The 23,808-nt window shown below is 57.3% G+C and carries 24 protein-coding genes; 15 read left to right on the forward strand and 9 right to left on the reverse strand.

Annotated features, from left to right (window positions below):
- Positions 1–41 precede the first annotated feature (41 nt).
- From ISP19_RS03580 to ISP19_RS03595, 4 genes are all read left to right on the forward strand, one after another.
- Positions 42–1,733, forward strand: coding sequence for an asparagine synthetase B family protein (locus ISP19_RS03580; RefSeq protein WP_204679968.1), 1,692 nt, complete (start codon positions 42–44; stop codon positions 1,731–1,733).
- Positions 1,734–1,892: 159 nt separating this feature from the next.
- Entirely contained in the window at positions 1,893–3,398 is a 1,506-nt protein-coding gene (locus ISP19_RS03585; RefSeq protein WP_204679970.1) for a hypothetical protein, read from the forward strand.
- Between the two features lie 67 nt (positions 3,399–3,465).
- A complete protein-coding gene (locus tag ISP19_RS21595; RefSeq protein ID WP_204679972.1) occupies positions 3,466–3,882 on the forward strand; it encodes a DCC1-like thiol-disulfide oxidoreductase family protein in 417 nt (138 codons plus the stop codon).
- Positions 3,883–4,029: 147 nt separating this feature from the next.
- A complete protein-coding gene (locus tag ISP19_RS03595) occupies positions 4,030–5,016 on the forward strand; it encodes a phytanoyl-CoA dioxygenase family protein (protein ID WP_204679974.1) in 987 nt (328 codons plus the stop codon).
- Between the two features lie 472 nt (positions 5,017–5,488).
- On the opposite strand, the gene ISP19_RS03600 is transcribed toward ISP19_RS03595, so the two are convergent.
- The gene (locus ISP19_RS03600) at positions 5,489–6,460 is read right to left on the reverse strand and encodes a hypothetical protein (protein ID WP_204679976.1); all 972 of its coding nucleotides are present in this window, start codon (positions 6,458–6,460) and stop codon (positions 5,489–5,491) included.
- Positions 6,461–6,751: 291 nt separating this feature from the next.
- On the opposite strand from ISP19_RS03600, the gene bufA2 reads away from it, so the two are divergent.
- The 3 genes from bufA2 to ISP19_RS03615 are packed head-to-tail and all read left to right on the forward strand — an operon-like array spanning position 6,752 to position 8,679.
- A complete protein-coding gene (gene bufA2 / locus ISP19_RS03605) occupies positions 6,752–7,027 on the forward strand; it encodes a BufA2 family periplasmic bufferin-type metallophore (RefSeq protein ID WP_204679978.1) in 276 nt (91 codons plus the stop codon).
- A gap of 54 nt (positions 7,028–7,081) precedes the next feature.
- Complete coding sequence (bufB, locus tag ISP19_RS03610) at positions 7,082–7,933, forward strand: MNIO family bufferin maturase (protein ID WP_204679979.1); 852 nt, start codon at positions 7,082–7,084, stop codon at positions 7,931–7,933.
- Positions 7,930–8,679: an HvfC/BufC family peptide modification chaperone gene (locus tag ISP19_RS03615; protein WP_204679980.1), complete on the forward strand. Its 750-nt coding sequence runs from the start codon at positions 7,930–7,932 to the stop codon at positions 8,677–8,679. The genes bufB (ISP19_RS03610) and ISP19_RS03615 overlap by 4 nt, the downstream gene beginning before the upstream one ends.
- A gap of 234 nt (positions 8,680–8,913) precedes the next feature.
- Here ISP19_RS03615 and ISP19_RS03620 read toward each other — a convergent pair whose 3' ends face one another.
- The 3 genes from ISP19_RS03620 to ISP19_RS03630 form a co-directional block, all read right to left on the reverse strand.
- Entirely contained in the window at positions 8,914–9,693 is a 780-nt protein-coding gene (locus ISP19_RS03620; protein ID WP_204679981.1) for an alpha/beta hydrolase, read from the reverse strand.
- 64 nt (positions 9,694–9,757) lie between these two features.
- Entirely contained in the window at positions 9,758–10,549 is a 792-nt protein-coding gene (locus tag ISP19_RS03625; RefSeq protein ID WP_204679982.1) for a YkgJ family cysteine cluster protein, read from the reverse strand.
- 153 nt (positions 10,550–10,702) lie between these two features.
- Positions 10,703–11,752, reverse strand: coding sequence for a hypothetical protein (locus tag ISP19_RS03630; protein WP_204679983.1), 1,050 nt, complete (start codon positions 11,750–11,752; stop codon positions 10,703–10,705).
- 232 nt (positions 11,753–11,984) lie between these two features.
- Between ISP19_RS03630 and ISP19_RS03635 the strand changes: the two genes are divergently transcribed.
- On the forward strand, positions 11,985–12,803 hold the full coding sequence (locus tag ISP19_RS03635) for a DUF1223 domain-containing protein (protein ID WP_204679984.1): 819 nt from the start codon (positions 11,985–11,987) through the stop codon (positions 12,801–12,803).
- Positions 12,804–13,077: 274 nt separating this feature from the next.
- On the opposite strand, the gene msuE is transcribed toward ISP19_RS03635, so the two are convergent.
- Positions 13,078–13,647, reverse strand: a complete 570-nt coding sequence (gene msuE, locus ISP19_RS03640; RefSeq protein WP_204680087.1) for an FMN reductase — start codon at positions 13,645–13,647, stop codon at positions 13,078–13,080.
- A gap of 648 nt (positions 13,648–14,295) precedes the next feature.
- Between msuE and ISP19_RS03645 the strand changes: the two genes are divergently transcribed.
- Both ISP19_RS03645 and ISP19_RS03650 read left to right on the forward strand, forming a co-directional pair.
- Positions 14,296–15,228, forward strand: a complete 933-nt coding sequence (locus ISP19_RS03645; protein ID WP_204679985.1) for an ATP-grasp domain-containing protein — start codon at positions 14,296–14,298, stop codon at positions 15,226–15,228.
- Positions 15,229–15,287: 59 nt separating this feature from the next.
- On the forward strand, positions 15,288–16,256 hold the full coding sequence (locus tag ISP19_RS03650) for an LLM class flavin-dependent oxidoreductase (RefSeq protein ID WP_239556489.1): 969 nt from the start codon (positions 15,288–15,290) through the stop codon (positions 16,254–16,256).
- Between the two features lie 222 nt (positions 16,257–16,478).
- Here ISP19_RS03650 and ISP19_RS03655 read toward each other — a convergent pair whose 3' ends face one another.
- Positions 16,479–17,120 carry a DUF1109 domain-containing protein gene (locus tag ISP19_RS03655; protein ID WP_204679987.1) on the reverse strand — a complete coding sequence of 214 codons (642 nt, stop codon included), beginning with the start codon at positions 17,118–17,120 and terminating at the stop codon, positions 16,479–16,481.
- A gap of 319 nt (positions 17,121–17,439) precedes the next feature.
- Here ISP19_RS03655 and bufB (ISP19_RS03660) point away from each other — a divergent pair, with 319 nt between their 5' ends.
- Positions 17,440–18,297 (forward strand): MNIO family bufferin maturase, encoded by an 858-nt coding sequence (bufB, locus tag ISP19_RS03660; RefSeq protein WP_204679988.1) that lies wholly within the window; start codon positions 17,440–17,442, stop codon positions 18,295–18,297.
- Positions 18,294–19,067, forward strand: coding sequence for an HvfC/BufC N-terminal domain-containing protein (locus ISP19_RS03665; RefSeq protein WP_204679989.1), 774 nt, complete (start codon positions 18,294–18,296; stop codon positions 19,065–19,067). The genes bufB (ISP19_RS03660) and ISP19_RS03665 overlap by 4 nt, the downstream gene beginning before the upstream one ends.
- A gap of 26 nt (positions 19,068–19,093) precedes the next feature.
- On the opposite strand, the gene ISP19_RS03670 is transcribed toward ISP19_RS03665, so the two are convergent.
- Positions 19,094–19,735 (reverse strand): DUF1109 domain-containing protein, encoded by a 642-nt coding sequence (locus ISP19_RS03670; RefSeq protein ID WP_204679990.1) that lies wholly within the window; start codon positions 19,733–19,735, stop codon positions 19,094–19,096.
- A 327-nt stretch (positions 19,736–20,062) separates the two neighbouring features.
- On the opposite strand from ISP19_RS03670, the gene ISP19_RS03675 reads away from it, so the two are divergent.
- The 3 genes from ISP19_RS03675 (at position 20,063) to ISP19_RS03685 (ending at position 22,563) form a co-directional block, all read left to right on the forward strand.
- Complete coding sequence (locus ISP19_RS03675) at positions 20,063–20,350, forward strand: BufA1 family periplasmic bufferin-type metallophore (RefSeq protein ID WP_204679991.1); 288 nt, start codon at positions 20,063–20,065, stop codon at positions 20,348–20,350.
- 83 nt (positions 20,351–20,433) lie between these two features.
- Positions 20,434–20,913: a DoxX family protein gene (locus ISP19_RS03680; protein ID WP_204679992.1), complete on the forward strand. Its 480-nt coding sequence runs from the start codon at positions 20,434–20,436 to the stop codon at positions 20,911–20,913.
- A 48-nt stretch (positions 20,914–20,961) separates the two neighbouring features.
- The gene (locus ISP19_RS03685) at positions 20,962–22,563 is read left to right on the forward strand and encodes a methyl-accepting chemotaxis protein (RefSeq protein WP_204679993.1); all 1,602 of its coding nucleotides are present in this window, start codon (positions 20,962–20,964) and stop codon (positions 22,561–22,563) included.
- Between the two features lie 55 nt (positions 22,564–22,618).
- Here ISP19_RS03685 and ISP19_RS03690 read toward each other — a convergent pair whose 3' ends face one another.
- A complete protein-coding gene (locus tag ISP19_RS03690; RefSeq protein WP_204679994.1) occupies positions 22,619–23,260 on the reverse strand; it encodes a DUF1109 domain-containing protein in 642 nt (213 codons plus the stop codon).
- Positions 23,257–23,802: a sigma-70 family RNA polymerase sigma factor gene (locus ISP19_RS03695; protein ID WP_204679995.1), complete on the reverse strand. Its 546-nt coding sequence runs from the start codon at positions 23,800–23,802 to the stop codon at positions 23,257–23,259. Before ISP19_RS03695 ends, ISP19_RS03690 begins: the two co-directional genes overlap by 4 nt.
- Positions 23,803–23,808: the final 6 nt, after the last annotated feature.

Genomic DNA, 23,808 nt, shown 5'->3' on the forward strand with positions numbered 1-23,808 from the left:
CACCGGGCGACGTCATTCTCCGCGTCGCCCATCGCGGCTCGGTGGCAACGGATCTTCAAAGTCTCAGCACGCCGGCCGGCCCGCTACATCTCTGGGCGGCCCACCATGATGGGTCGGATCACCCGGGACCGGGCACGCTGGCGTCCAGTCGCAACTGGATCATCTTCGATGGCGTGCTTTACAACCGCGCCGAACTGGATGAATGGATCGGGGATGCCCGTGTGGACAGTGATGCCCTGCGTGTACTGTTTCTGTTCGAGCGGGGTGACGTGGAGGGGTTCGCACGTTTGACCGGCATGTTCGCCTTCGTTATCTGGGACGGCGAGCACAAACGCCTGCACGCGGTACGCGACCGCTTTGGCATGAAGCCGTTGTATGTATATTGGCACGGCAAGGGGATTGCGTTTGCCTCGGAGATGAAGCAATTCTTTGCGTTGCCAGACAGCCAGTCCCGCCTCGACCATGATGCCTGTTTCGATTTTCTGGTGTCAGGACTGACCGACCATGGCGAACGCACTTTGTTCGCCGATGTTCAACGCATACCGGCCGGTGCCCGGCTGGAACTTGATATGAACGAATGGAGGCCGGGTGCGGCGCTGCCTGCATGCCGGCGTTGGTACGAACTGCCGCCAGCGGGTTCGCTGGTGCTGGACGAGCCCAGCGCGGCAGAGGGTTTTCGCGGTCTTTTCATGCAGGCTGTCAGTTCGCAGTGGCGCGAAACGGGGCCGCGCGGACTTTGTTTGTCGGGTGGACTCGACAGCTCCGCGATAGCCGGTGTGCTGGCGTTAAATCACGGCGACGATGCACTCGTGACCTTCAAGGCCTGCTTCGGCGACCCTGTTTATGATGAGCCAGAACTGTTGAGGTCGGTTCTGGCACGCTGTCGCGGCAGCAGCCACGTCACGCATACCGGTCCACTTGATCCCTTCCGTGTCATGGACAGGCTGGTGTGGCACATGGATGAGCCGTTCGGGCGGGCGAGTCTGGCTGCGCAGTGGATGTTGTTCGAACTGGCCGCGAGTCATGGCATACGCGCCACGCTCGACGGGCAGGGGGCGGACGAACAATTATGTGGCTACATGAGCATGGTGCAGGAGCATCGCTTATTCATGGCCGGAGAATCCGTCGCGGACGCCCATGGTGATATGTCCTCGCGCTCAAGCCTGCAGTTTCATGGGCACGCCACCGGCTTCGGCTGTTTCGTCAGCGCATGGCGTGAGCGGTTAAACGCGCGCTTTTCGCGCGCCATCATCGGAGCGAAATCGCTGGGGGAGTTGTGCCGTGAGCGCATGTTTCACGGCGACTTGCCGATGATGATGCGGCATAATGACCGGATCGGTGCCGCGCACGGTATTCAGACCCATGTACCGTTCATGGATCATCGCCTGGTCGAATACTCCATCGCGCTTGGCAATCTGCATAAATTACGCGGCGACGAGACCAAGCTATTGCTACGGCGTGCGTTACACGATGTTCTGCCGCAAGCATTGCTTGACCATCGCGGGAAGGGAAGCTATTCGGCACTTGAGGCGACATGGCTGCGCGGGGAGGGGCGGGCCGCGCTTCGGTCCGCAGTGCTGGACACAGTGCGCGACTGGACTCAGCTGTTCTCGGAAGCAGGCATCATCCTAGCCTTGACGCCACCTGCTGTGGACGACAAGGAACAATTGATGCTGTTGTGGCGGATCGCGTGTTTCGGCTGCTGGGCGCGTCGATTCGACGTTTCATACTAAAGATGCCGGATCGGCGGTTTGTCCCGGTCTTGACATTGAAGCCGCGGCGGCACAGAGCGTGATGATCGACGGCGAAAGAGTCCCTTTGATCGAGCTGTAACCGTTAACGTCATGACTTGATACAGCCAGCCGGACACTTCATGGTAGCTGGAGGGGAACTTGGAAAATCTCGAGTGGTACAGGCTTTTCGTTCGCCTGATTGCATGTTCGATCCTGGTGCATGATGCCCTCTACGTTTGCCGGGACGGCAAGGCTTACCTTGTTAACTGCATCTTGCCCACCTTCGGGTTGCGACTTAGCGCTCCAGGCAAGCTGGTAGTACATGCGGGCTTGTTGCTGGCCTGCCTCGGCCTGATCTGGCGGCCGATGGAAATCTATTTGTATCCCACCTGTCTCGTGATGTTGACGCTAAAAATTGCCAGCTACTCGCTGCGCCTGGCGAATCATATGATCTTCGCCTGGTTTATCTTGCTGTTGTTGTGCATAGGAGCATTTGGCGGTGCACAAGGGATGGTGACGACCGGGAGCGTCGTCTTCGTCATCGCAGGCACGCAAGGACTCGTCCTCATCCTTTATTTTTTTGCTTTTTTTCACAAATTAAACCGCGAATATTTCGTCATGAAGAAAAGCTGCGCCACCGCCTTTGTGGATTTCTTTTGTATGGACAGGGGTATCAGTCGCCAGGGTCTGGTGCGGTTTTATCGCTACTTCGGTGTATATGGCACCGTCTGCATTGAGGTGATGATTCCCATTCTGTTGTGTTTCGAGAAAACCAGGTTGGCAGGCCTTGTCATGGGCATCTGCTTTCACTTCATCCTGGCATTGATGGGCATCGTGAATTTCTCGATGTTCATGTATACAGGTTTGTTTGCGTTCTTGAGCCCGGTCGAGTTCGACTCGGCATTGCAGTCGCCCTCTGGTACCGGCGCGGCATGGCTTGTGTGCGCATGCTTGATGTCACTATTGACCGTATGGCGTTGGACGCCGCGCAAGGCTGCGGCCAATTGCGACTATGTCTATCGAAAGCCCGCATGGATCATTCAATCCGGGTTTGCCTTGTTGACCGGATGCTTCCTGTATGCGGCGATGCTGGCGATGAAGGCACCATTGTCATCTTTATTCTGGCATGGGCTGGATCACCATCAGCACACTATTTTATGGCTCTTCTTTGCCGTCTTTTTTCTCAATGGCCTCGGTCCTTATCTTGGATACAAAACGGAATTCAGTTTCGCCATGTTCAGTAATCTTCGCCTCGAACCATGGGGTCATCTCCTCATTCCGGCCAGCTGGCGTGTGTTCCGGCGCTCGCAATACATTGAAGTGAAGAAAATCGAAGGCTTGCCAGGATTCGACGACGTCAAAGGCAATCGCGCGGCGGAGCTGGCGGTATTTGTTTTGTCCAAGCCACGTGAATATTATTACTCTCGCTACTTTTTTCGTTACGCCCTGCGCGTGCTTGAAACAGCGGTATCTCCCGCCCCGGCCATTTTCGTGGCTTACGTCGAACGCAATACATACCGTGAGGCAATGGACGTTCACGCCGGTGAACTTGGATTTTGCATTCCCGTCAACCGCTTTCCTTTCGTGATGCCACGTGACCCGGATGCTCGGCATTCAGAGCAGGGAAGCCTGGTGCCGGAGGGGGCGGCGCGTCAGTTGTTTTAATAAATTGCGTATGGAATGAAAGCGGTCGCCCTCATATTCATCTGTGTGGCATACAGTGAACAGTGCAATGGCTTCGGGATCATCATCGAGAGACAAAACCTCCCACAGACTTGTCATTGTCTACGACGGCGCATGCCCGTTTTGCACAAGCTACGTTCAAATGCTTCGGTTGCGCAAAGCAGTGGGTGAGCCAACATTCATCAATGCTCGTGACGATGACCCGATCGTTTCACAGTTGTGGCTCAATGGGTATGACTTGAATGAAGGAATGGCCGCGAAATACGGTGGCCGTGTCTACCATGGTGCCGATTGCATACATTTGTTGGCCTTGCTCAGCACAACGTCCGGACTTTTCAACAAGATCAATGGAATGATTTTCGGATCCAGGAAGCTATCATGCATTCTTTATCCCGTGCTTCGAATGGGCCGAAGCATAACGCTTAGGTTGCTGCGAATCCGAAAAATCTCCTATCCGGGCGGGTAGCTCTTGGCCTGGGACTACCCGGGTGACCAACATGCATGAGGGATGCTCCAGGCCGGCCTTCTCCGCAGACACGAAACGCCTCATGATTCTGTGCAGCGTCGCCGAGACGCCCGGGGCTGAAAAATTTCTGAGGTAATGGGGAGCGCAATGGTCGAGACGGTGACAAGTCTTGGTATCGATGAGTTGCACACTTACTGGGCTTGCGAGTGCGCGCCAGGATCTGTTGCGCCGCTACCGCAGGATGTCGTGAAGACGTTGCTGGCTGGCTTGCGTCTTAACGTGCTGGAAACCCTGCGCTATTTGCATCAGGAGCGGCCGAGTTATGTGCAATTCGAAGCCTGGGTGTGGGAGCGCAATGGCGGCGAACTGACAGAAGTCTCGCTGGATCGCTTGCGGCGTGCACTGGCAGGCGAGGCCGTCGGCGCCGAGGTCGGTAATCTCGAACGTGTCGAAGGCCTGACCGCCGATGATCTTGCCCACTGGGACGAGCATGGCTACGTCATCCTGCGCAACGCGATCAGCCCGGAAGCGGCAGGAATCGCAGAGATGGCCGTCTACGATTTTTTAGGGATGGACCGCGATGACCCGGAGTCCTGGTATCGCGAATCGCTGGGCCATTCCATCTGGGTGCCGCTACTGCGGCATCCGGTGCTGGCAGCCAATCGCCGCGCGCCACGCATTCATAAGGCCCATGCACAACTGTGGGGGCGCGAGGATCTTTGGGTAACCATCGACCAGGTCGGATTTAATCCGCCGGAGCGCAAAAACTGGCCGTTCCCCGGGCCGCATTTGCACTGGGACGCCACGCTTGCCGAACCGCACTGCCTTGAATTGCAGGGCATCCTGTATCTCGCCGACGTTGATGAGGACCAGGGGGCATTCAGTTGCGTGCCGGGCTTTCATCGCACGCTCAAGCAATGGCTGAAAAGCGTCCCGGCAGGCGTGAATGCGCAGGATCATGCGCGGCGCACTTTGACGATGAAGCCGGTTGCCGCAAAGCGCGGCGACATGATTATCTGGCATCACCTGCTGCCGCATGGCAGCAGTCCGAACCGTGCCCAGCGACCACGCGTCGTGCAGTATATGTCGCTGCGGCCCACTCGTTTTGCGTATACCGAGGAATGGAAGTCTTGATCGCGATGGCTTGGCCAGTATGGCACCCAGGTTGACCTGCGCCGGAAAAATGTAGCCAGTCAGGCAATGAGTCGGGTGCGCTTAATAGCCTGATTCCAGTCTCGCCGGATGGATGCTGCCTGAGGGCGCGCCCATATGATCGGCGGCCAGCGTCGTTAACGGCCTTGTTACGCGAATAACCCGTGTTATCGAGGTGGGGTCGGCTGAGTCTCCCGCCCTCGAGAAACACTAACTGTTTTGGCGCATACCAATACAACGCATGCACACGGGCTGCCAGAGTGATGGCGGTACTTATCCGCGGCTGCGGAGTGTTCTAACGCATCGAAAAAGAATGGTTGCGCCCCGAACCTATGGGGGGAGGTAAAGGCGCCGAGGCGCAACCATTAAAGCCACAAGAGTTCGGGCTCATGAACTTCTTGTGTTACAGCAACCCGGTACATTTGCAACAGATTCCATTTGTATAGGCAGAGGGTTAAGTCGGAGCTCGTAGTGTCGTGACAGATCGGCGAAGACCGGCCAGAGGTGCGCGATCGTCAAAGCGAATAGCCCCGTCGACTTCCGAGATGCCCAATTGCTGGAGTACATCGGTGAGATCAACGGTGACTGGGCGATCCTTTTGCGCTCGGTAAAGTGATTCCAGGGCATTCCCGTGCACGGCGGCGTCTCCCACGAAAGTGGTCTGCTCCACACTCCAAAAGGATGTATTGCCGCCGCTTTTGCGATTGATGGCTCGTAGTGCGTCCTGCAGGCGATATCGGCCGCCGCTGCTCTTATAGATAGCAATTTCAGCGAGTAGCCAGTACATCGCACCGCCCCAGTACGTCCTGCCCCAGGTGTGGGTATGATCGAGCCCCTCATCACCGTCGCGCGGTTGTCCCTTAGGCATGTCATCGACGGCCCAACGCCACACTTCTTGCGGGGTGAGTTGTCCCCGTTGTGCGCGAGCAATGGGTTCAACGTAGGTTGCGTTGCCCTCCATAAACCATGCGCTGCGCTGAGGCACCCTGGGGAGTGCCAAGTGCGTCATTTCATGCACCATCACCCAGTCATCGCGCAGGGCGCTGTCACTTACGTTCCGTCCCAAGTTGATGTGCGTAATGGAGCTTGGATGTCCCCATGTCGTCGCGGGGCCGATGTGATCGCCATCGTTGAGCGTGACGAGTAAGCCCCAATTCTCCACCGAAAACCGTCCGAAGTAAGCTGAAATCGCCGATGCACCTCGGCGCACCCAGGCTTCTATACGGAGTTTGTCGAGCGGAGAGGCGTTTCCGGCAATCGCGACGCTGATGTTCCCGCCCGCTACGGCAAAGCGAAGCTCGGTTGATTGCTTCAGTCTGTTGAAGATGTCCTCCGGATCGTCATCGGATGGCGCGATAGCACGCAAAGGTGACGATGCTGCGATGGTCAGGCCGCCTGCCCATTGGAGAAAGCGCCGACGTTTCATGCCACCTCCGTGATCACAACAGGGTTCTTGGGGCCATCGGCAAAAAGGAAGCCCTTCTTCAGCATTCGTACGCCGCGTGACAGCCGTTACATGATGAATGGCTTATCTGTCACACCGCACGTATCGAATGCTGTGGTGCAGCAGACTACGATGCATTTAAGGTTTGATCTCTTCCGTTCCTGCTTGTGGACATTTCATTTTTCATTTTGTGTGCTGTGTAACTTCTTCGGAAACGACGACGAACTTCCCATGCCATCACGGCATCCATTCTTTCAATGTTGGAGTTATCTCATGATTAAACTTTCGAGTGGTACCAGCCTCGCGGCCGCCGCAGCGTTCATCGCCTTTGCCAGCCTCGCCCAAGTGAACCCGGCACATGCGGCACCTGCCGGAAGCGATCAGGCGCAGCCGTGCTACGGCGTCAATGCGTGCAAGGGACAGTCTGATTGCAAATCGGGCGATCACGCATGCAAGGGCCAGAACTCCTGCAAGGGCCAGGGCTTCAAGAAGATCACCGCCAGCGAATGCCAGGCGCAAGGTGGCAGCCTCACGCCTCCCTCGAAGTGATTATCAGAGCCCGATTGCTCCCTACAGTCGGGCTCCCTTTTCTCGGAATTCACTATGCGTACGCATCATTTACCCGCTTTCGAAGGATTCGGCCTGGGATTGCGCCCCGTGCATTATGAGGAAATCCTCGGTGGCCAAGTCCCGGTCGATTTTGTCGAGATAATTTCCGAGAACTTCATGGTGCAGGGAGGCAAGCCGCTCGCCATTCTGGAAAGGGTGCGAGCGCACTATCCCGTCGTGATGCACGGCGTGTCATTGTCGATTGGTTCGGCGGATGGGTTGAAGCTCGACTATCTACAAAAGCTGAAGGAACTGGCCGCCCGCATACAGCCGCTTTGGGTCTCCGATCATCTGTGTTGGACAGGTGTGGAAGGATTCAACTCCCACGACTTGCTCCCACTGCCTTACACAGATGAGGCCCTGGATGTGGTCTGCACCAACGTCAACGTGGTGCAAGATTACCTGGGGCGGCCGATACTTCTGGAAAACCCTTCGACGTACCTGGGCTATTCTCAGGCTGACTACAGCGAACCGGAGTTTCTCGCCGAGTTGTGCCGGCGGGCAGGGTGTTACTTATTATTGGATGTCAACAATATTTATGTTAGTGGCGTAAATCAGGGTTTCGACCCATTCCATTACCTGTCCGCCATCCCCAAGGACTATGTGCGGCAGATGCATTTGGCGGGTCACAGTCAGGGAGAGAGTCGCCTTATCGATACGCACGATCAACCCGTGCCTAACGCGGTATGGTCCGTTTATCGAGCGGCCTGCGAGCGATTTGGTTCGGTCGCGAGCATGATTGAGCGTGACGACAACATTCCGCCACTCAACGAATTGATCGACGAGTTGAACATCGCTCGAACGGTGGCGTCCGTAGCCCGCCGATCGGAGGAGTGTCTCGTATGAGCCTTCTGGACATGCAGCGGCAGTTTCGCTCTTTTTTATTGGACGACCCCAATGTCCTCAATCGGTACGTGTCAGCGGACGCTATCCCTGGTTTGGCCGTTTATCATTATGCCTACCGCGCTCAGTTGGAAGAGTGCATGCGTGAAACCTTTGAACGTACGTGGGCATGGCTGGGAGACGATGACTTTCACGACGCCATCCATCGCTACATAGAAAATCATTCACCCACAAGTTGGACGATTAGTGACTATGGCGACCACTTCGTGAATATGCTGGATACGCTCCACCCGGATAGCCCCGAGGTCGGAGAGTTGGCACTATTGGACTGGACGTTGCGCCGCGCGTTTGATGGCCCGGATGGCGCGGTGGTAACCACTGCAGCTATGGCCGAAGCCATCGATTGGGATCATGCCAAGATCCGTTTCGTGCCAACCCTGCGGATGTTTGCCGTGCGGAGTAATTGTGGAGCGCTATGGTCAGCAATGGCTTCTGAGAAAGTCCCTCCCGTCGTTGAGTACTTTGCCGACGCGGCAGCCATTCGCGTTTGGCGGGATGGGCATAGCTGCCGTTTCCAGACGATCGACGAGCTTGAGATGCTTGCGGTCAACTATATCGCGAACGGGGCTTCCTTCGCGGAACTGTGCGGAAATCTTGCTCATCTGCTCGGGGATGAACACGGCACCTCTGCGGCTGGCGAATTCCTGGCAGCGTGGGTGGGCGAAGGGTTGGTTGCCGCCATCGACTGATCAGACACGCAACAACTTGTTCTTTGCGCCGTTGCGCGTATGTGTGCAGGAAAGGGATCCACGGACGGCCTTGTAATCGCCTCATGGCGAATGACGAACCAACCATGGCTGCTGCAATGTCAGTCGGAGGAGTCTTCATGTCCCTTGCGTCACTGAAAGGTGTTGTCTTCGCGCTTTTTCGATAGCCGTCCATCTACCAGGCGACATTCGCGTTGGCAGAAGCTTCCAGTGTGATCAGAGATTGAGTCGTGAGAGGAATCCCAGGATGGCCTTCCAATTGTCTTCGGCGCCGGAGGGATCACGACTGGCGATCAATGTGGAGGATCCATGGACGCCGCCGGTGCTTGGAACGTACTGAACCTTCAGTGTTGACGGTGAGGCCGCCAAGATTGCCTTTGCTGCAGCAATCTCCTCGGGGTTCTTCGCCGAGGTGACAAAGAAGGGAACGGTAATTTTCGCCGCGGCGGTGCGAATCATGGTGGGGGATTGGTCAAAGTACTCGCCGGGCGAGAACACCGCGAGGGCGCGAATCTCATTGACGTGCTCTGCCGCCACCACTACGGTCAACGACGCAGAATAACTACTGCCCCAGAGAATGATGGGAAGTTTCTGCGTTTGAGCGAAGGATAGCGCAGCTTCAAGGTCACGTTTCGCCGCCAGATAGTCTGACGAGTGGCCTAGCGCTTGTACCGTTTGGTTCGGGCCAAAGAGATCGCCTCCAGAACGTTGATCGATAGCGAGTGCGCTATATCCGGCCGCTGCGAGCCGTGGGGCGATGGTTTTATATTCATCCTTACTGGAGCGCGCCTGATGAAATAGCAAAATCAGCGCGCGAGGAGAGGCGGCGTGGTAGTACCTGCCGTAGATAACTACGCCATCGCTGGCCTTGAAGGTCACATTGGTCGGCACCATGGCGGGGGACGACAACGGGGTGGCTGCCGTAACGAGCTTGGGTGTCGTTATGCCGCCTAGGGCAAGAAGCGTTGATGCAATAAGAACGAGTGCCGGGCGCATAGGAACTCCTCTGCAGGGTGTGGGGTATCTGATGGATGATGCTGACGGGAATCGATCACTGATCTCAAGCCGGTTGTTCCCTCGGCGGCGCATCGGGACGAAAGCCCAGGTAGTGGGATGGGCCATCCGCGAGTGCTCTCGCATACACAGGCTTGGCACTGACCAGGCAAAGCGCATCAAACGTCGTGGCTTGATTCGTCACCATCGACCACTGCCTCCGCGGCGACCTATCGGTTGCGACGGGCGGCGTCTGCTGCAAAACGGAATGGAGTGCTTCGGGGGAGGGGCAATGAGCCATGAACCCTTCATTCGAAAGGCCCGCACTCTGGATGTCCAATGCTATGCAGAGCCATGCCTTGGCCGCTACATCCAGCTGATCGCCATGACGTAACAGTGATACATGAAGTTGGGTTTGCGCGTCCACAACCTGGTTGTTGCGTACAAAAGGAGTTGGCGACGTCCAGGCTTCCGGAGGACACTGTTTATGGCTGGGCAATACGGAGCGGAAGGGGCTCACTTCGGCCGGGTAAATGCGGCAAACGTGCGGGCGGTTGTCATAGATGCCGCACTGCATGTCGCGGCCAAGATGCGGGCATGCTCCCTTGAAGCTTGCTGCGAGCACGACAATGACCCGAATGGGCAGCTCGCCGCTACAGGCGGGAAAGGAGCGCTGACGTTTATGCATCGCCGGGGCATCCGAGGCCGCCGGTTCGGCCACCCAGGGGACCGCCTCGCATAGCACTTCGACGGTCCCACCCCTCTGCAGCCAGGCTATCGCCTCCGGACGCGTAAGCGGAAGCCTCAGGTCATGGCAGCATTTGCCGCATTGAGTGCAGCTGAAATTGAGATCGGACATGGCTTCCCCGGATTTCCTCTTCGAACCATTCGTTCCCGTCATGCGGGAAGTTACAAAGAGAATGGGGGGCGTCTTATGGTCTGACGGCCAGGTTGGTACGGAAGGATGTCGTACCAGGGAGTGCGCAGACTCCCTGGCACGATATGAGCGCGGCTAGTAGTTGAAATCGTCGTCGTTCCGGATGATCGCAATGCCGTTTGTCGCGGGGTTGTTGAGGGTGACGCTGCTCTTCAGATTGAAGTTACCGTCTCCGTCCACGTTAAAAATGGACACGTGCGACACCGATGCATTGGCATCGACGACGGCGGCAAGGTTGTCACGGTAGGTAATATCGGTCGGGTCGCCGTTGAAGGTCGCCACCACTGCCGCGTCCTGGATGATCTTCTCACCGTACACCGCGTACCGGGATACCGAGTGGCTGGGCGAGTTGGCCGAGAACAAGAACGGCCCGTCGAGCGTTACCCAGCAGGGGGCCATTTGGGTACCTGACCCTGTGATCGTCAGGACCGCGTCGTTACGAACCAGGCCAATCTCGTTGGCGTGCGCGATGGTCACGTACGCGTCATTCCCGCGCGTCGCCAGTCCGAAGGGTGCGTTGACGTTGGCAGGGATGTTGGCGACCAGTTTCGTGGCGCCCGATACGGCGCCTTGGTCGGTCAGGTTGACCGTCTCAATGGCATTACTTTTCTCGGTAAGGATCAGCTGTCCTCCGAGGACGCCCACCTGAGCTGCAGAACCGTCCGCAATAGCGAGTTGCGCTTCTCCGTCGGCTTGCGCGCTCACGCCGTACCGATCAATGAGGTGCGACTCGATGTGGGTGGCGGTAAGAATGTAAAGATGATTGCGGCCGAACGCGACGCTCACCGGGTTGGTAATGGCCGGAACGACTCTCTGCAATTGCAGCGGAGCCTGATTGCCCCATTTTTGGAAGATCGACACGTTGCCGGACCCGAAGTTGACGACGGCAAGCAGATCGTGATTCTGCGCGATTCCACCGGCATTGCCCGTGACGCCGCCGGCACCACCGGTTTTGGATTGTTCGATCAATGTCCCTTGGGTGTTGTAGACGAGCAACTCGTTGCTGGCCGTATTCGATGAGGTAACGATGAGGTCACCGTCATTCCATCCATGGCTGGTTTGTGCATTCACGGTACCTGCCGCCATCAGCGCGAGCAGCGCCGATCCATAGATTGCCCTTTTCATGGTTGTCCCTCGATGTAAGCGTAGATAATTGCGGCAACATGCATTGCCACGACCGGTTGCTTCCCATGACCGTGTGGATTGGTCGCTGGTTACTTCGGGAAGAGGGCAACTTGGTTACATCGAAACGCGATGAATTTCGCTTTTTTGTGACGCATTACTGTCATCACAAAATTTCCACATGTCTTAAAGGTGTCAATGCGGGCTATATCGCAGCTTGCGATGTAACTTCATCGTGGAATATGACGAAGTAGCATTCGGACGGCTGCGGCCGAGCGCGTCATTGTGTGTTATCAACCTGCGGTGTTCTATGGCGAATAGACGGCTTTATCTGCGCGCGATCCTGCCTGCGCTTCTTGCACTATCCATAGGAACCTCCGTGTATGCCCAGGATCATTCCGACACGCATGAGCATCCGGTAGTGGTCGAGCTTTTCCAAAGCCAGGGATGTTCTTCGTGTCCGCCGGCCGAAGAGAACCTCAACGCACTCGCCGACGACCCTCATGTATTGGCACTATCTTTTGGTGTCACGTATTGGGACGATTTGGGCTGGAAAGATACCTTTGCCACGCAGGCCTATACGGATCGCCAGTGGCGTTACGCCCATTACCACCGCCGTGACACGGTTTGGACGCCACAGATTTATGTGAACGGTCACACAGATCTGGTGGGCGACAATCGCATGGAATTGAACGAGGCGATCCGTGAGGCGCAGAGTACCGGGCCGTCCATTGCATGGCTGCCCACGAATCGTGTCGAGGTCAAAGCGTCTAACCTGGACCCAAGGGCCAGCGATGTGTGGCTGGTGCGCTATGACCCGCGAACCCTTCACGTTCACGTTGGGGGTGGCGAAAACGGCGGGCGTACGCTCGATCAGCGCAACATAGTGCGCGAACTGGTTCACCTCGGAGAATGGCAGGGCGATGACGTGGCGTTTTCGTTGCCGCTTGCTTCTCTTTCAGGGCTTGATACTGCCGTACTTGTTCAAGCGCAGGACGATGGAGACATATTGAGTGCATCCGTGCAACATGCTGGTGACTCAGAATTGCCCTGATCGCCAGCGTCGCGCGTCGGTCGTCAACAAAGTAATCGCTACGTAGATCGCGGGTAGAAGAAGACCACCGAGCATGTCAACGTAACCGGTGGCTCCACGATCGCCATATCGCACAGTGTTGATAGCTTGACATGCCTAAGACGATGGGCGAGGGCGAGTTCGCGCTCCGTGCTTGACCAGTAATGGACTGGGTCGTTCGTCACCAGACTGCGTCAAGTCGCCTGGCAGCATAAATATGAAGCGGGTGAACTGAGTGCGTGATGGTGAGACGACATTAGGCAAGTCGGCGCTTATTGGTCGCCGGCTTGCTCCCGCCTAGCACCGCCGCCGCGCGCTCGGCGGCTACTGCGATGCGTTCGAGCAGCAACGGATCAGTCACGCGTTCGCCTTCGAAATCGGGCGGCGTACCGTAAACGCCGATTGGCAAGGTTAACGCCTGCATGAAGCCAAAAAGCGGTCGCAACTGATGTTCTATCACCAGCGCGTGGCGCTCGCTTCCCCCGGTGGCCGCCAGTAGCACGGGTACGTTCACCAAGGCATCCGTGTCGATCAAGTCGAATAGATGCTTAAACAACCCCGGATACGATCCACGGTATACCGGAGCGGCTGCCAGCACCAGGTCCGCAGATTCGATGCGTTGAAGTTCCTTTTCTACCTCTAGTGGCAATTCACTGCGGATGATCGATTGTCCAAGCGGTCGCGCGATGCGGGTCAATTCCACCACATGGCTTTCCAGTGGCAGGTGGCATGACAATGCATCCAGCATCGCTCGTGCCAACACCAATGTGCGCGAGAAAGGCGACGTGCTGCCGATCACGGCAACAACTTGCAGAGGAACGAGCATGTTTATATGACCCGGTAATTGTATTGAGCAAAGCGGCAGGGATTTGTCGTTCATCATGGTCGGGTAATTTGCCAAACGACTGATGAATTTTCGGCGGCGGCCAGCGCTCAAGCTGCTGAATGCCACAAATACAGAGATGTGATTCGAAAAAGAAAATGGACTTGTTACACCGCGATAAGTGAAATCCGATTGTGGCGATATGCAAAACTCTCATTAGCGGAAGGTCTCGTTCTTGCCAGTATCCGGTTATTTCCTGGCCTCACCAACCCAGCGCTAACCATGAATAGGCCGTCTGTGAGGAGCCCGTTCACGCGCCCTGTAACCGAAATCGGTCAGACGGCGAATAGCCACTATTACGGGCTGACCCACTTATCAGCCTCATGAACCGGCGCGCCGCAGACCGCGGGACTCTACGGCGCGTGATGGGACAATCCATCGCTGGTAACCGTCGACGCCGCGACGGGTCGAGCACTCGAGAACAGGAAGACTTGGGCGTTGCCAGATTTATTCAACAGGAATCGGCATGTGCCACTTGAATTCCGAAACACGAAATCGGATGTGTCACTTGAGTCATAGGCCATCTAATTGTATGCCGTGACTATGCGCGGCAAATCGTAGTCAAACTCCTTTCAAAGAAAAGCCTTTCGCATGTCCAACCGACCTCCGTTAGCGATCGTTTACGAGCACCCCGACTGGTTCAGGCCGCTATTCGCCACACTTGATCGGCGAGGCGTCGACTACCAGGCCATTCAATTCCAGGATCACTATTTCGATCCTGCGAACACTCACGCACCGGCGCCACTGGTATTTAGTCGTTTGGCCATGAGTTCTTTTCTGCGCCAGGACGAGCATCCGATTTTCTATGCGCAATCGTTGTATGCGTCCTGGGAATTGAATGGCGCGCGTGTCATCAACGGAACCGGCGCGCTAGCGATCGACGCCTCCAAGGCGCGACAAATGGCGTTGATCCGGTCACTGGGGCTGGATATTCCGGCCACACGCGTCGTCCATCGGCACGCCGATGTTGTTGCTGCAGCGAAGACGCTTCGCTTCCCCGTGGTCGTCAAGGTCAACATCGGCGGCTCGGGCGCAGGTGTATCGCGTTACGAAACAGTGGAAGAGTTGGAGCATGCCGTGACGGACGGGGCGGCACCAAAGAGCATCGATAGCGTCACGTTGGTCCAGGAATATGTGCCGGCCCGTGACCGGCATATGGTTCGAATGGAAACGCTCGACGGCAAGTTCTTGTATGCCATCGCGCTCAACACCGATGGCGACACGTTTGACTTGTGTCCTGCGGATGTCTGTCTGATCGACAAGCCCAAAGTCACAGTTCGTGAATACAAGCCCGATCAAGCTGCCATCCGCGCGGCGGAAGCGATCGCGCGGGCCGCCAAGCTCGACATTGGTGGTATCGAATTCATGATTGACGACCGCGACGGTGTACGTCGCTTCTACGACATCAATGGCTTGTCCAATTTCGTTGCCGACCCGCTCAACGTGCTTGGCTGGGATCCGCACGAGACGCTGGTGGATTACCTGATCAAAGCGATCGAAGATACCCTGGAGAATGCGGCATGAGGTACGGATTTTGGGCGCCTGTATTCGGCGGATGGCTGCGCAACGTGCGTGATGAGGGAATGGAGGCCAGTTGGGCCTATTTCAGCCGACTGTGCCAGCGTGCCGAGCAAATTGGGTACGACCTCACATTGATCGCCGAATTGAATCTCAATGACATCAAGGGTGTTACCGAGCCGGCGCTCGATGCGTGGTCCAGCGCGGCCGCATTGGCCGCGATAACCAACACGTTGGAAATCATGGTCGCCGTGCGTCCTAACTTTCATCATCCGGCGCTGTTTGCCAAGCAGGCCGCCAATATCGACCGTATATCCGGCGGCCGCCTGGCGTTAAATGTGGTGTCTTCATGGTGGGCCGACGAGGCCAAGCAATTCGGCTTGACCTTCGATCAGCACGACGACCGCTACGCACGCACTAACGAATGGTTGCAAGTTGTCGACGGACTTTGGTCGCAAACGCCATACACGTTCCACGGCGAACGCTATTCGATGGTCGATGCCATCTGTGAGCCAAAACCCATGTCCTCGCCACGACCGACCATTTATGCCGGCGGAGAATCCGACGCCGCTAAAGCTTTGATCGTCCAGCGCTGCGATGCATACGTCATGCACGGCGACGAACCCGAGTTCATTGCAGCAAAGATCGCCGACATGCGCGAGCGCCGCGCGCGACTTGGTTTGCCGCCCATGCAGTTCGGCATGGCCGCGTACGCCATCGTTCGGGATACGGAAAAGGAGGCCGAGAAAGAGGTCGTACGTATCACAACACTGGATCCGAAAGCGCCGGGTTTCGACAATTTCGATCAATGGCTCTCGGGCACGCAGCTCGAGCGCGAACTGAAGATTAAGGAATATTCCGTATCCAATCGCGGCCTTCGCCCCGGCCTGATCGGCACACCCGAGCAGGTGCGTGCGCGCATCGCGGAATTTTCTGATGCAGGCGTGGACCTGTTGCTGCTGCAAATGAGCCCGCAACTTGAGGAAATGGAACGGTTCGCAGAGCAAGTTATCGCGCCGACCATGGCCGCATGAAGAGAGCGGTAAACGAGGTGACGCGCTTTCCTTCGATCGTAAGGAAAACTATCAGCTAGCAAATTGTCCTATCGATGAGTTGCTGATAGAGATGGCGCAGCTCTCGCGATCAGTGATCGGGAAGCCCAAAGAGTAGGGGCTTCAGACCTGGTGGATGACTTGACGTCCTTACGATGCTGAATCGCACTGCATGGCGCGTGCGCTCGATCTCAACGACATGAGCTACCAGCGCAACACGTGCCGGCCAAGGAGTGCACCCGTTGCTGTGGGGATCGCCATGCCGAGCAGATACCAGGTGGCCCAAAACGGAACGCCCATTTCCGGGCAGTGCAGGCAGTAAGCAAGCGTGCCGAGTGCCCCGGCGAGCAATCCGGCAACGGCGCCCGCTGTGGAGCGACGCGTTGGCGCCAGTTGCCGGACGGCGAAGAGCACCGCGAAAAGACACGGGGCCGACAGGAGTGCGATGTTGAACGGACAGGTGCGCCACGTCTTGCCCATGAGCAGCGAAGCGCGAAGGTCCGGAGGCGCTTCCCAGAGCACGATCGCGGCGGCGAGCCATACGGCCAGGATAGGCACCGCAATGCCATTCCATTTGCTTCCGACAGCCTGTCCGGGTCGAACTAGTCGCTCGAGCATCAAATATGCACCGGTGGCCACCGATAGCGGCAGGGCGAGTTTGAGCCAAAAGAGGGGGGTCACCAACATGACGGCCATGTCAGGTCGCAGTCCATAGCCGACCAGCGCAAATATCGATGCACAGACATATGCCAGCAGCAACGATGCGGTCAAGTACCGCTTGACGGCGTCCCCACGCACGGGCGCAATGTCCGTGGCAAGCAGCGAGACGAGAGTGTCGGTGTTCATAGCGTCTAAGCTCGGCGGCAGTCTTCATGGTGATGGCGAGACGAAACGTAGATGGCGTCTTCTGATATCTCGCTCGTCTTACGGGCAACGTCACGAACATCTACGGTAAGGATCCATGGCGGATACACCCGGCAGATCTGTTCATGTCGCCACTGTGTTCAAGTTCGGCGAGGAGAACGGGAGGTTACAACCGTCAGCTAGCGCGGCCAGAGTCGACGGCGCTCACGGCGTGTAACCATGGTGTACAGCCACGCGAACTTGGCTCGGAGGTCACCCAACGTGCCGTGACCGACATTTCCATCGAATCGCAGGCATTGCCGTGGCCTCTCCATGCCATACAAACATCGCTCTCGGGGCTGGCCTTGGCCTGAAGCCGCAGCACTACGAAGACGCCTATGCAGTGGTCGGGGATGGGACGTGGTTCGAGGTCCATCCTGAGAATTACCTGGTTGATGGCGGCCCCCGGCTTACATGGCTTGAGGCGATCCGGGCGCGCCACCCCTTGTCACTGCACGGGGTATCGCTGTCGCTGGCCGCGGATAGAGATCCCGATGTCGTGCACCTGCAGCGACTGAAGGCCTTGATCGAGCGTGTTGAGCCGGCGCTTGTGTCCGAGCACCTGGCGTGGTCGGCATGGGGGGATCACTACCATCCGGATTTATTGCCGTTCCCGCGTACGCAGGACGCATTGGTGAGGGTGGCCGCCAATATCAGTCGCAGCCAAGACACCCTGGGTCGTCGGATTGCGATCGAAAATCCGACGCACTATCTGACTATTGAAGGACATGACTGGAGTGAGGGCGATTTTTTAAGGGAAATCGTCCGTCGCACGGGATGCGGCTTGCTGGTAGACGTCAACAATGTATTCGTCAGCGCCCACAATCTTTCTATTGATCCCGTAGCCTACCTCAATGCCATTCCGTCCGATGCGGTGATGGAGATCCATCTGGCGGGGCACAGCGTTGACACCAATGGCGCACTATTGATCGACTCTCACGACGCGGCGATCGCTGATGGCGTGTGGCGCCTGTATCAATGCCTGATCGATCGGATCGGCCCTTGCCCTACGTTGATCGAACGCGACGGTAAGGTGCCAGCGTTCGATGTTCTTCTCCACGAGCGTCAGCGTGCGCAATCTTTGTTGGACCACGGGGTATCGATGGAAGCGATGGCATGAAGGCCACATTGGCTTCGTTTCAGGATGCCTTTGTTGACGCCCTCTACGGTCAAGCGCCCCATGACAGTCGCGTGGCGGCCTTGGTGGGCCAGCCGGGGTTTGCGGTATACCGCAATACCGTATTCCAGGGCTCTGTGGATGCACTGGAAGCAAACTTTCCAGCCGTACTTCGCCTTGTCGGTGAGGACTGGTTTCGTGCCACGGCCGCCGAATATGTCGCTCTATCACCGCCGACGGAGGCACGACTATTGCACTATGGCCGGAATTTTCCGGATTTCTTGGCTGCATTCGAGCCCGCAAGGCCGCTACCCTACCTGCCCAGCGTCGCTCGACTCGATTACTTGTGGGTGGAGGCGCATGTCGCGCCCGACGCGGGACATATCACGGTTGCCGATTTGTTGGGGTGGCCTCCGCAACTGTTAGAGCGGGCCACACTTCGCGTGCATCCGAGCGCGCGCTGGCACTGGTTCGCGAATGAACCTGCGTACACTATCTGGCGAGCGAATCGCGAAGGCGTGGATGTCCCTGACGATCTTGTTTGGGAAGGTGAGGGGGCTTTGCTCCTTCGGCCTTTGAGCAACGTCGTATGGCAACCACTTTCGATCGGTGCCTGTGCGTTGCTGGACGCATGTGCCGGCGAATGTGATCTTGAGTCCGCTGCCAAGCGAGCACTGGAATGCGAGCCAGATATGAATCTGAGTGAGTGCATATCCATGCTGCTGACGGTTGGCGCCATCGCGGAGATCGCGATGCATGACACGACCCCTTAGACTGCAAGCGCCATGGTATTGAGCCATCACCACTCCAGCAGTCGTGGGCCAAGGAGTGCGCCTATGGCGGTGGTGGTTCCGATGGCAAGCACGTACCAAATGCCCCAGAACGGCACCGACATTTCAACGCCATAAAGCGTATAGACCAGTACGCCTTCTGCACCAGCCAGCAACCCGATGCCAGCTCCAGCCAGCGGCAGATGGGGCGGCGCGAGTCCCTTCATGGATTTCATGGCCACACCTAGTGGCGGTAGCGAAAGAAGCACAATGTTGAGCGTGCTTACCCGCCACGTCGACCCCAGCATGAGTTCAAGGCGGTAGCCGTGTGGTGTGAACATGAGGATGATCGCGGCGGCGAGCCAAAGTGTGAAGATAGGCAACAGGGCTGTTATCCACGCACGTTTTGTGGGAGCGCCAGGCTGCCCAAGTCGCTCTGCCAGTTTGAGTGCCGGCACGATGATGGCCAACGGAAACGTGAGCTTGAGCCAGAAGAGCGGCGTTGCCATCATGGCGGGCATATCGCCTCGCACACCGTAAAGCGCGACAAGCACGATGGTGCTCGCTGTCAGACCTTGTATGAGTGCTCGCCCAATGCGTTTCGCTACGGCATTGGATTCGATGGGAGCCAGGTCATCAGCCAGCCTGTGAACCAAGTCCCGCGTTTTCATGCGCATCTCCGCACGACGTCCATAATTCACCTAATACCAACCTTCCTGGGGAATTTGCCGCTCAGGAGAGGGAAGGCCTGTCTAGGTTGATTCGATCAATCACTGACAAGAGTTACGGCGACGGCTCCTTGGAACGTCAAACATTTGACGCCAGCAAGGACGCAAACGGAATCGGGTGATCTTCTTTCCGGTGCGCTGTAACCACGCCATCAAATGCTTCGAACTACCTCCCGAACCGGTTGGCAGGCGCCGTCTTTCACGCAGAGTGTGACGAGAAGGAAGACTGCTGCTGCGTCGCTGACATTCACTTTTATGGGATTTACTCCGATGAACAAGATCACGCTTTCCGCTACCGCTGTTCTCATCGCCTCGCTGGCGTCCTCCGGCGCCTTCGCCAAGCCTCAGCCCTCCGACGACGGCGGTCAGAAGGTGGAGAAATGCTACGGCGTAGCCTTGGCGGGTCAGAACGACTGCAAGGCAGGCGCCGGGACCACCTGCGCAGGTACGGCTGCGAAGGACTTTCAAGGCAACGCTTGGAAAAACGTACCGGCCGGAACCTGCACGTCGATCAAGACCCCGAAAGGCCACGGTTCGCTGACCCCTGTCGCACCCTGACCAACCACAACTGGATCTGGTGCGGAGTGACCTTCGGATCCTCCACACCGGATTTGTCCCGAAGAACTATCCCGGAGTTCGACATGGAAATTGCAAGTGCAGTGACCCCAGCCGCATCGCGTCTTCGCGGGCGGTTTGCAGCCTGGAACCAGTGCGCCGACCTCGCTTCACGCCTCATCAGCCACTCGCTGTTGGCTTTGGTGTGCCGCGTGTCGATTGCGGCCATCTTCTTCCTTTCCGGACGAACCAAGGTCACGGGGTTTCTGACGTTGAAGCCTGGCACGTACGAGTTGTTCCGGACGGATTATCGCCTGCCTTTTGTCCGTCCGGAGATTGCCGCCCATATCGCCGCCTACTCTGAACACTTCTTTCCGTTACTCCTGATACTCGGCCTCTTTACACGCGGTGCCGCACTGGCGCTGTTAGGGATGACCACCGTTATTGAGGTCTTTGTGTACCCCGATGCATGGCCAACCCATTTGTCGTGGGCTGGACTGATGCTCTACCTCATTGGGCGCGGCGGCGGGAAGTTGTCGCTCGACAAAGTGTTTGGCATCAAGTAACGCGATCAACAAGGTGCTTGTCACGACAAGCACCTGAGGGGATGGGGCATGTTGGCGAAGTTGACGATACGGACGTGGTTGCTATTGTTCCTTGGGTTGTTTTCCCTGGCGTTATGGTGGTCGGTGACGCAAGCCTGGGTGGACGCGCGAGAAGCGACTCAGACTGTGAGTGAGTTGGACCGTCTGTCTGCTGCCGACATCGAACCATTGCACGAGATACAGCGCTTGTTGCTAACAACGCTCGTGAGCATGGATAACGCTTACATCAATCTTCAGCGTGGCAATCAAGTCGCGGCAACAGACTATACGCGCCGCGCGTCGGCGTTGCGTATGCAAGCCGATAAAATCTTCAAGTCATGGAGCGCCAAGGTCTCCAGAGACGATGCGCCTGCTGATGAAGTTCACCGCATAAGCGATGCTTACGCCAAATACACCGACATCCTTGGTTCCCGCGAAGAGGCGCTCTATGACGTCTCGTTGAACGATTACGTGGCCGCGACGAGTGGCGCGGAAAAGGCGGATTCCGCCTTTCAGTCCACGTTGCGCGACGCCATCGAAGAGGCCAAGCAGCGCCGCGATGCCTTGAAGTCCCAATCGGATGCGCGCGCTGTTCGAAATGGCCAGGTGGCGGTGGGCATGGCCGTGCTTTCGATTTTTCTCCTGGTCGTCTACTGGCAGCTGATTTATCGGGTACTCCTGCGACCTTTGCATGAGGTGACCCAAACTTTCCAGCGTATTGCGACGGGCAACCTGAGCGTGACGATTGAAAGTCGTACAAGAAACGAGATCGGCTCGCTCTTTGCGGCACTGAACGTCATGCAGTCGGATCTTGTGCAAACCGTGGCCACGATCAGACAGGGTACGAATGACGTCACGTATGGCATCCAGCACATCTCGAGCGATAATCGAGAACTATCCGGCCACACGCAGCGACAAGCGACATCTCTGCAACTAGCATCGGCGACCTTGGGGCAGTTGGCAGCGGCGGTGCGTCAAAACGCCTCTAATACGCTTCAGGCTGATAGGTTAGCCAGTGAGGCACGAACAGACGCGGTGCTCGGCAGTGAGAAAGTGTCCCTATTTGCATCGACCATGGACACCGTCTCGGAGAATGCCAGCCGCATCGCTGACATCGTGAACATTATCGAAGGCATTGCATTCCAGACGAATGTTCTGGCGCTAAATGCGGCGGTTGAGGCGGCGCGTGCCGGTCAGCATGGCAAAGGCTTTGCGGTCGTCGCTGCCGAGGTGCGCTCGTTGGCACTACGAAGCGCCCAGTCCGCCAAAGAGATCAAGGCACTCATCGAAGCGTCGACCGAGTCGGTTCAATCGGGTGCGCGCCAGGTTCTAGAGGCGAGCACCGCGATGAATCAGATTGTCAGTTCCATCGAACGTGTCACAGCCACGATGAAGCGCATCGCGGCGGCCACGTCCGAGCAATCCGAGGCCATTGCGCACGTGAGCCATGTCGTTGCCGACTTGGATAAGGCTACACAGCAAAATGCTTCGCTTGTCCAACGTACGGCTAGTGCCGCAGGGGCCCTGGAAGGCGATGCCGGTCGACTGGTAGAGGCAGTTAGCGTCTTTCAGATTCGTGAGGGTGCGGACTCAAACCATGCTCGAAGAGAGCCGGCGGCTGCGGTTGCTTAGTGCACTGGGCGATGTCAGTCCAACCGGATGATTCGCGGTGGAGGGGCAACAATTACTACCAGCGCAGCAATCGAGGCGCCAGCAATGCGCCAATGGAGGAGGCAATCATCATGCCGAGCAGGTACCAGATGCTCCAGAACGCCGGGCTCATCTCAGGGCAGTGAAAACAATACGCCACGGTTGCAAGGGTTCCCGCAAGCATTCCTGACGCGGCACCTGCAAGTCGTAGACGCGTAGGCGCCAGCTTTGCCATGGCGTAGAAGATGGCGATGAAGCCGGGGATGGAAAGCAGCAGAATATTGAAAGGGCAGGATCGCCAGGTGTGTCCCAACAGGGCAAGGGCGCGATCAGCCGGCGCCGCCCCGTAAACAACAGCGGCGCCCGCAACCCACACACATGCCACTGGCAGAATCAGGAAGGCCCAGCCTGCGCCGATTGAGGCTCCGGGCCGGCCGAGTCGGCTGGTGGCGATCACCGCGCCCACGCTCAGGCTCAAAGGGAAGGCGAGCTTTTCCCAAAAAATAGGCGTAGCGATCACGCTCGCAAGGTCGGGACGAATACCGAACACGGTCACCATGATTACGAATGCTCCTGCCAGTGCGGCCAATACCGATCCCATCAGGAGAAGCGCGAGCGCGTTCTTCTTGACCGGCTCGATATCCGTGGACAGCAGTTCGACGAGGTCTTCGGTCTTCATGTCGCCTCCCGCATCCGTGCAGCGAGCGCTTTGATGCCGCGATGCACGTTTACTTTCACGGCGGCCTCGGAAAGACCTAATAAAGTGGCAGTCTCAGCGATTGACATGCCCTGCAGTTTAACATGGAGGATAGACAGGCGCTGTTTGTCGGGCAGATAGTCCAGCAGTGTACGTATGTCGCGGCGTGCGTTCTCTGGCTCATCGTCCGATAGCGAAAAGATTTCCTGATGATCGTCGATCGGATCATGCAATGAGCCGCGGCGCGCATGCGCTCGAAAGAAATCCATCAATTTGTACCGTGCTATCGCGTGAATCCAGGCGGTCAACGGGTCTTCAGGTCGATAGGTATGACGCGCGTGGTGCACGGCCAGCAGTGTTTCCTGAATGAGATCTTCGATGTCTTCGCGCATCTTGGGGATGCGTTTACGAAGGTAACCGCGCAGATAGCGCGTCAAGTCACTTAAAAAGAGCCGATAGCTGGCGGCATCCCCGGCCATGCTTTTGATGAATAACGCCTTTAATCGAGCTTCTTCCGAATACACCGTGGG

Origin of the sequence: Dyella flava (genome assembly GCF_016904955.1) — a bacterium.
GTDB classification, from domain to species: Bacteria; Pseudomonadota; Gammaproteobacteria; order Xanthomonadales; family Rhodanobacteraceae; genus Dyella_B; species Dyella_B flava.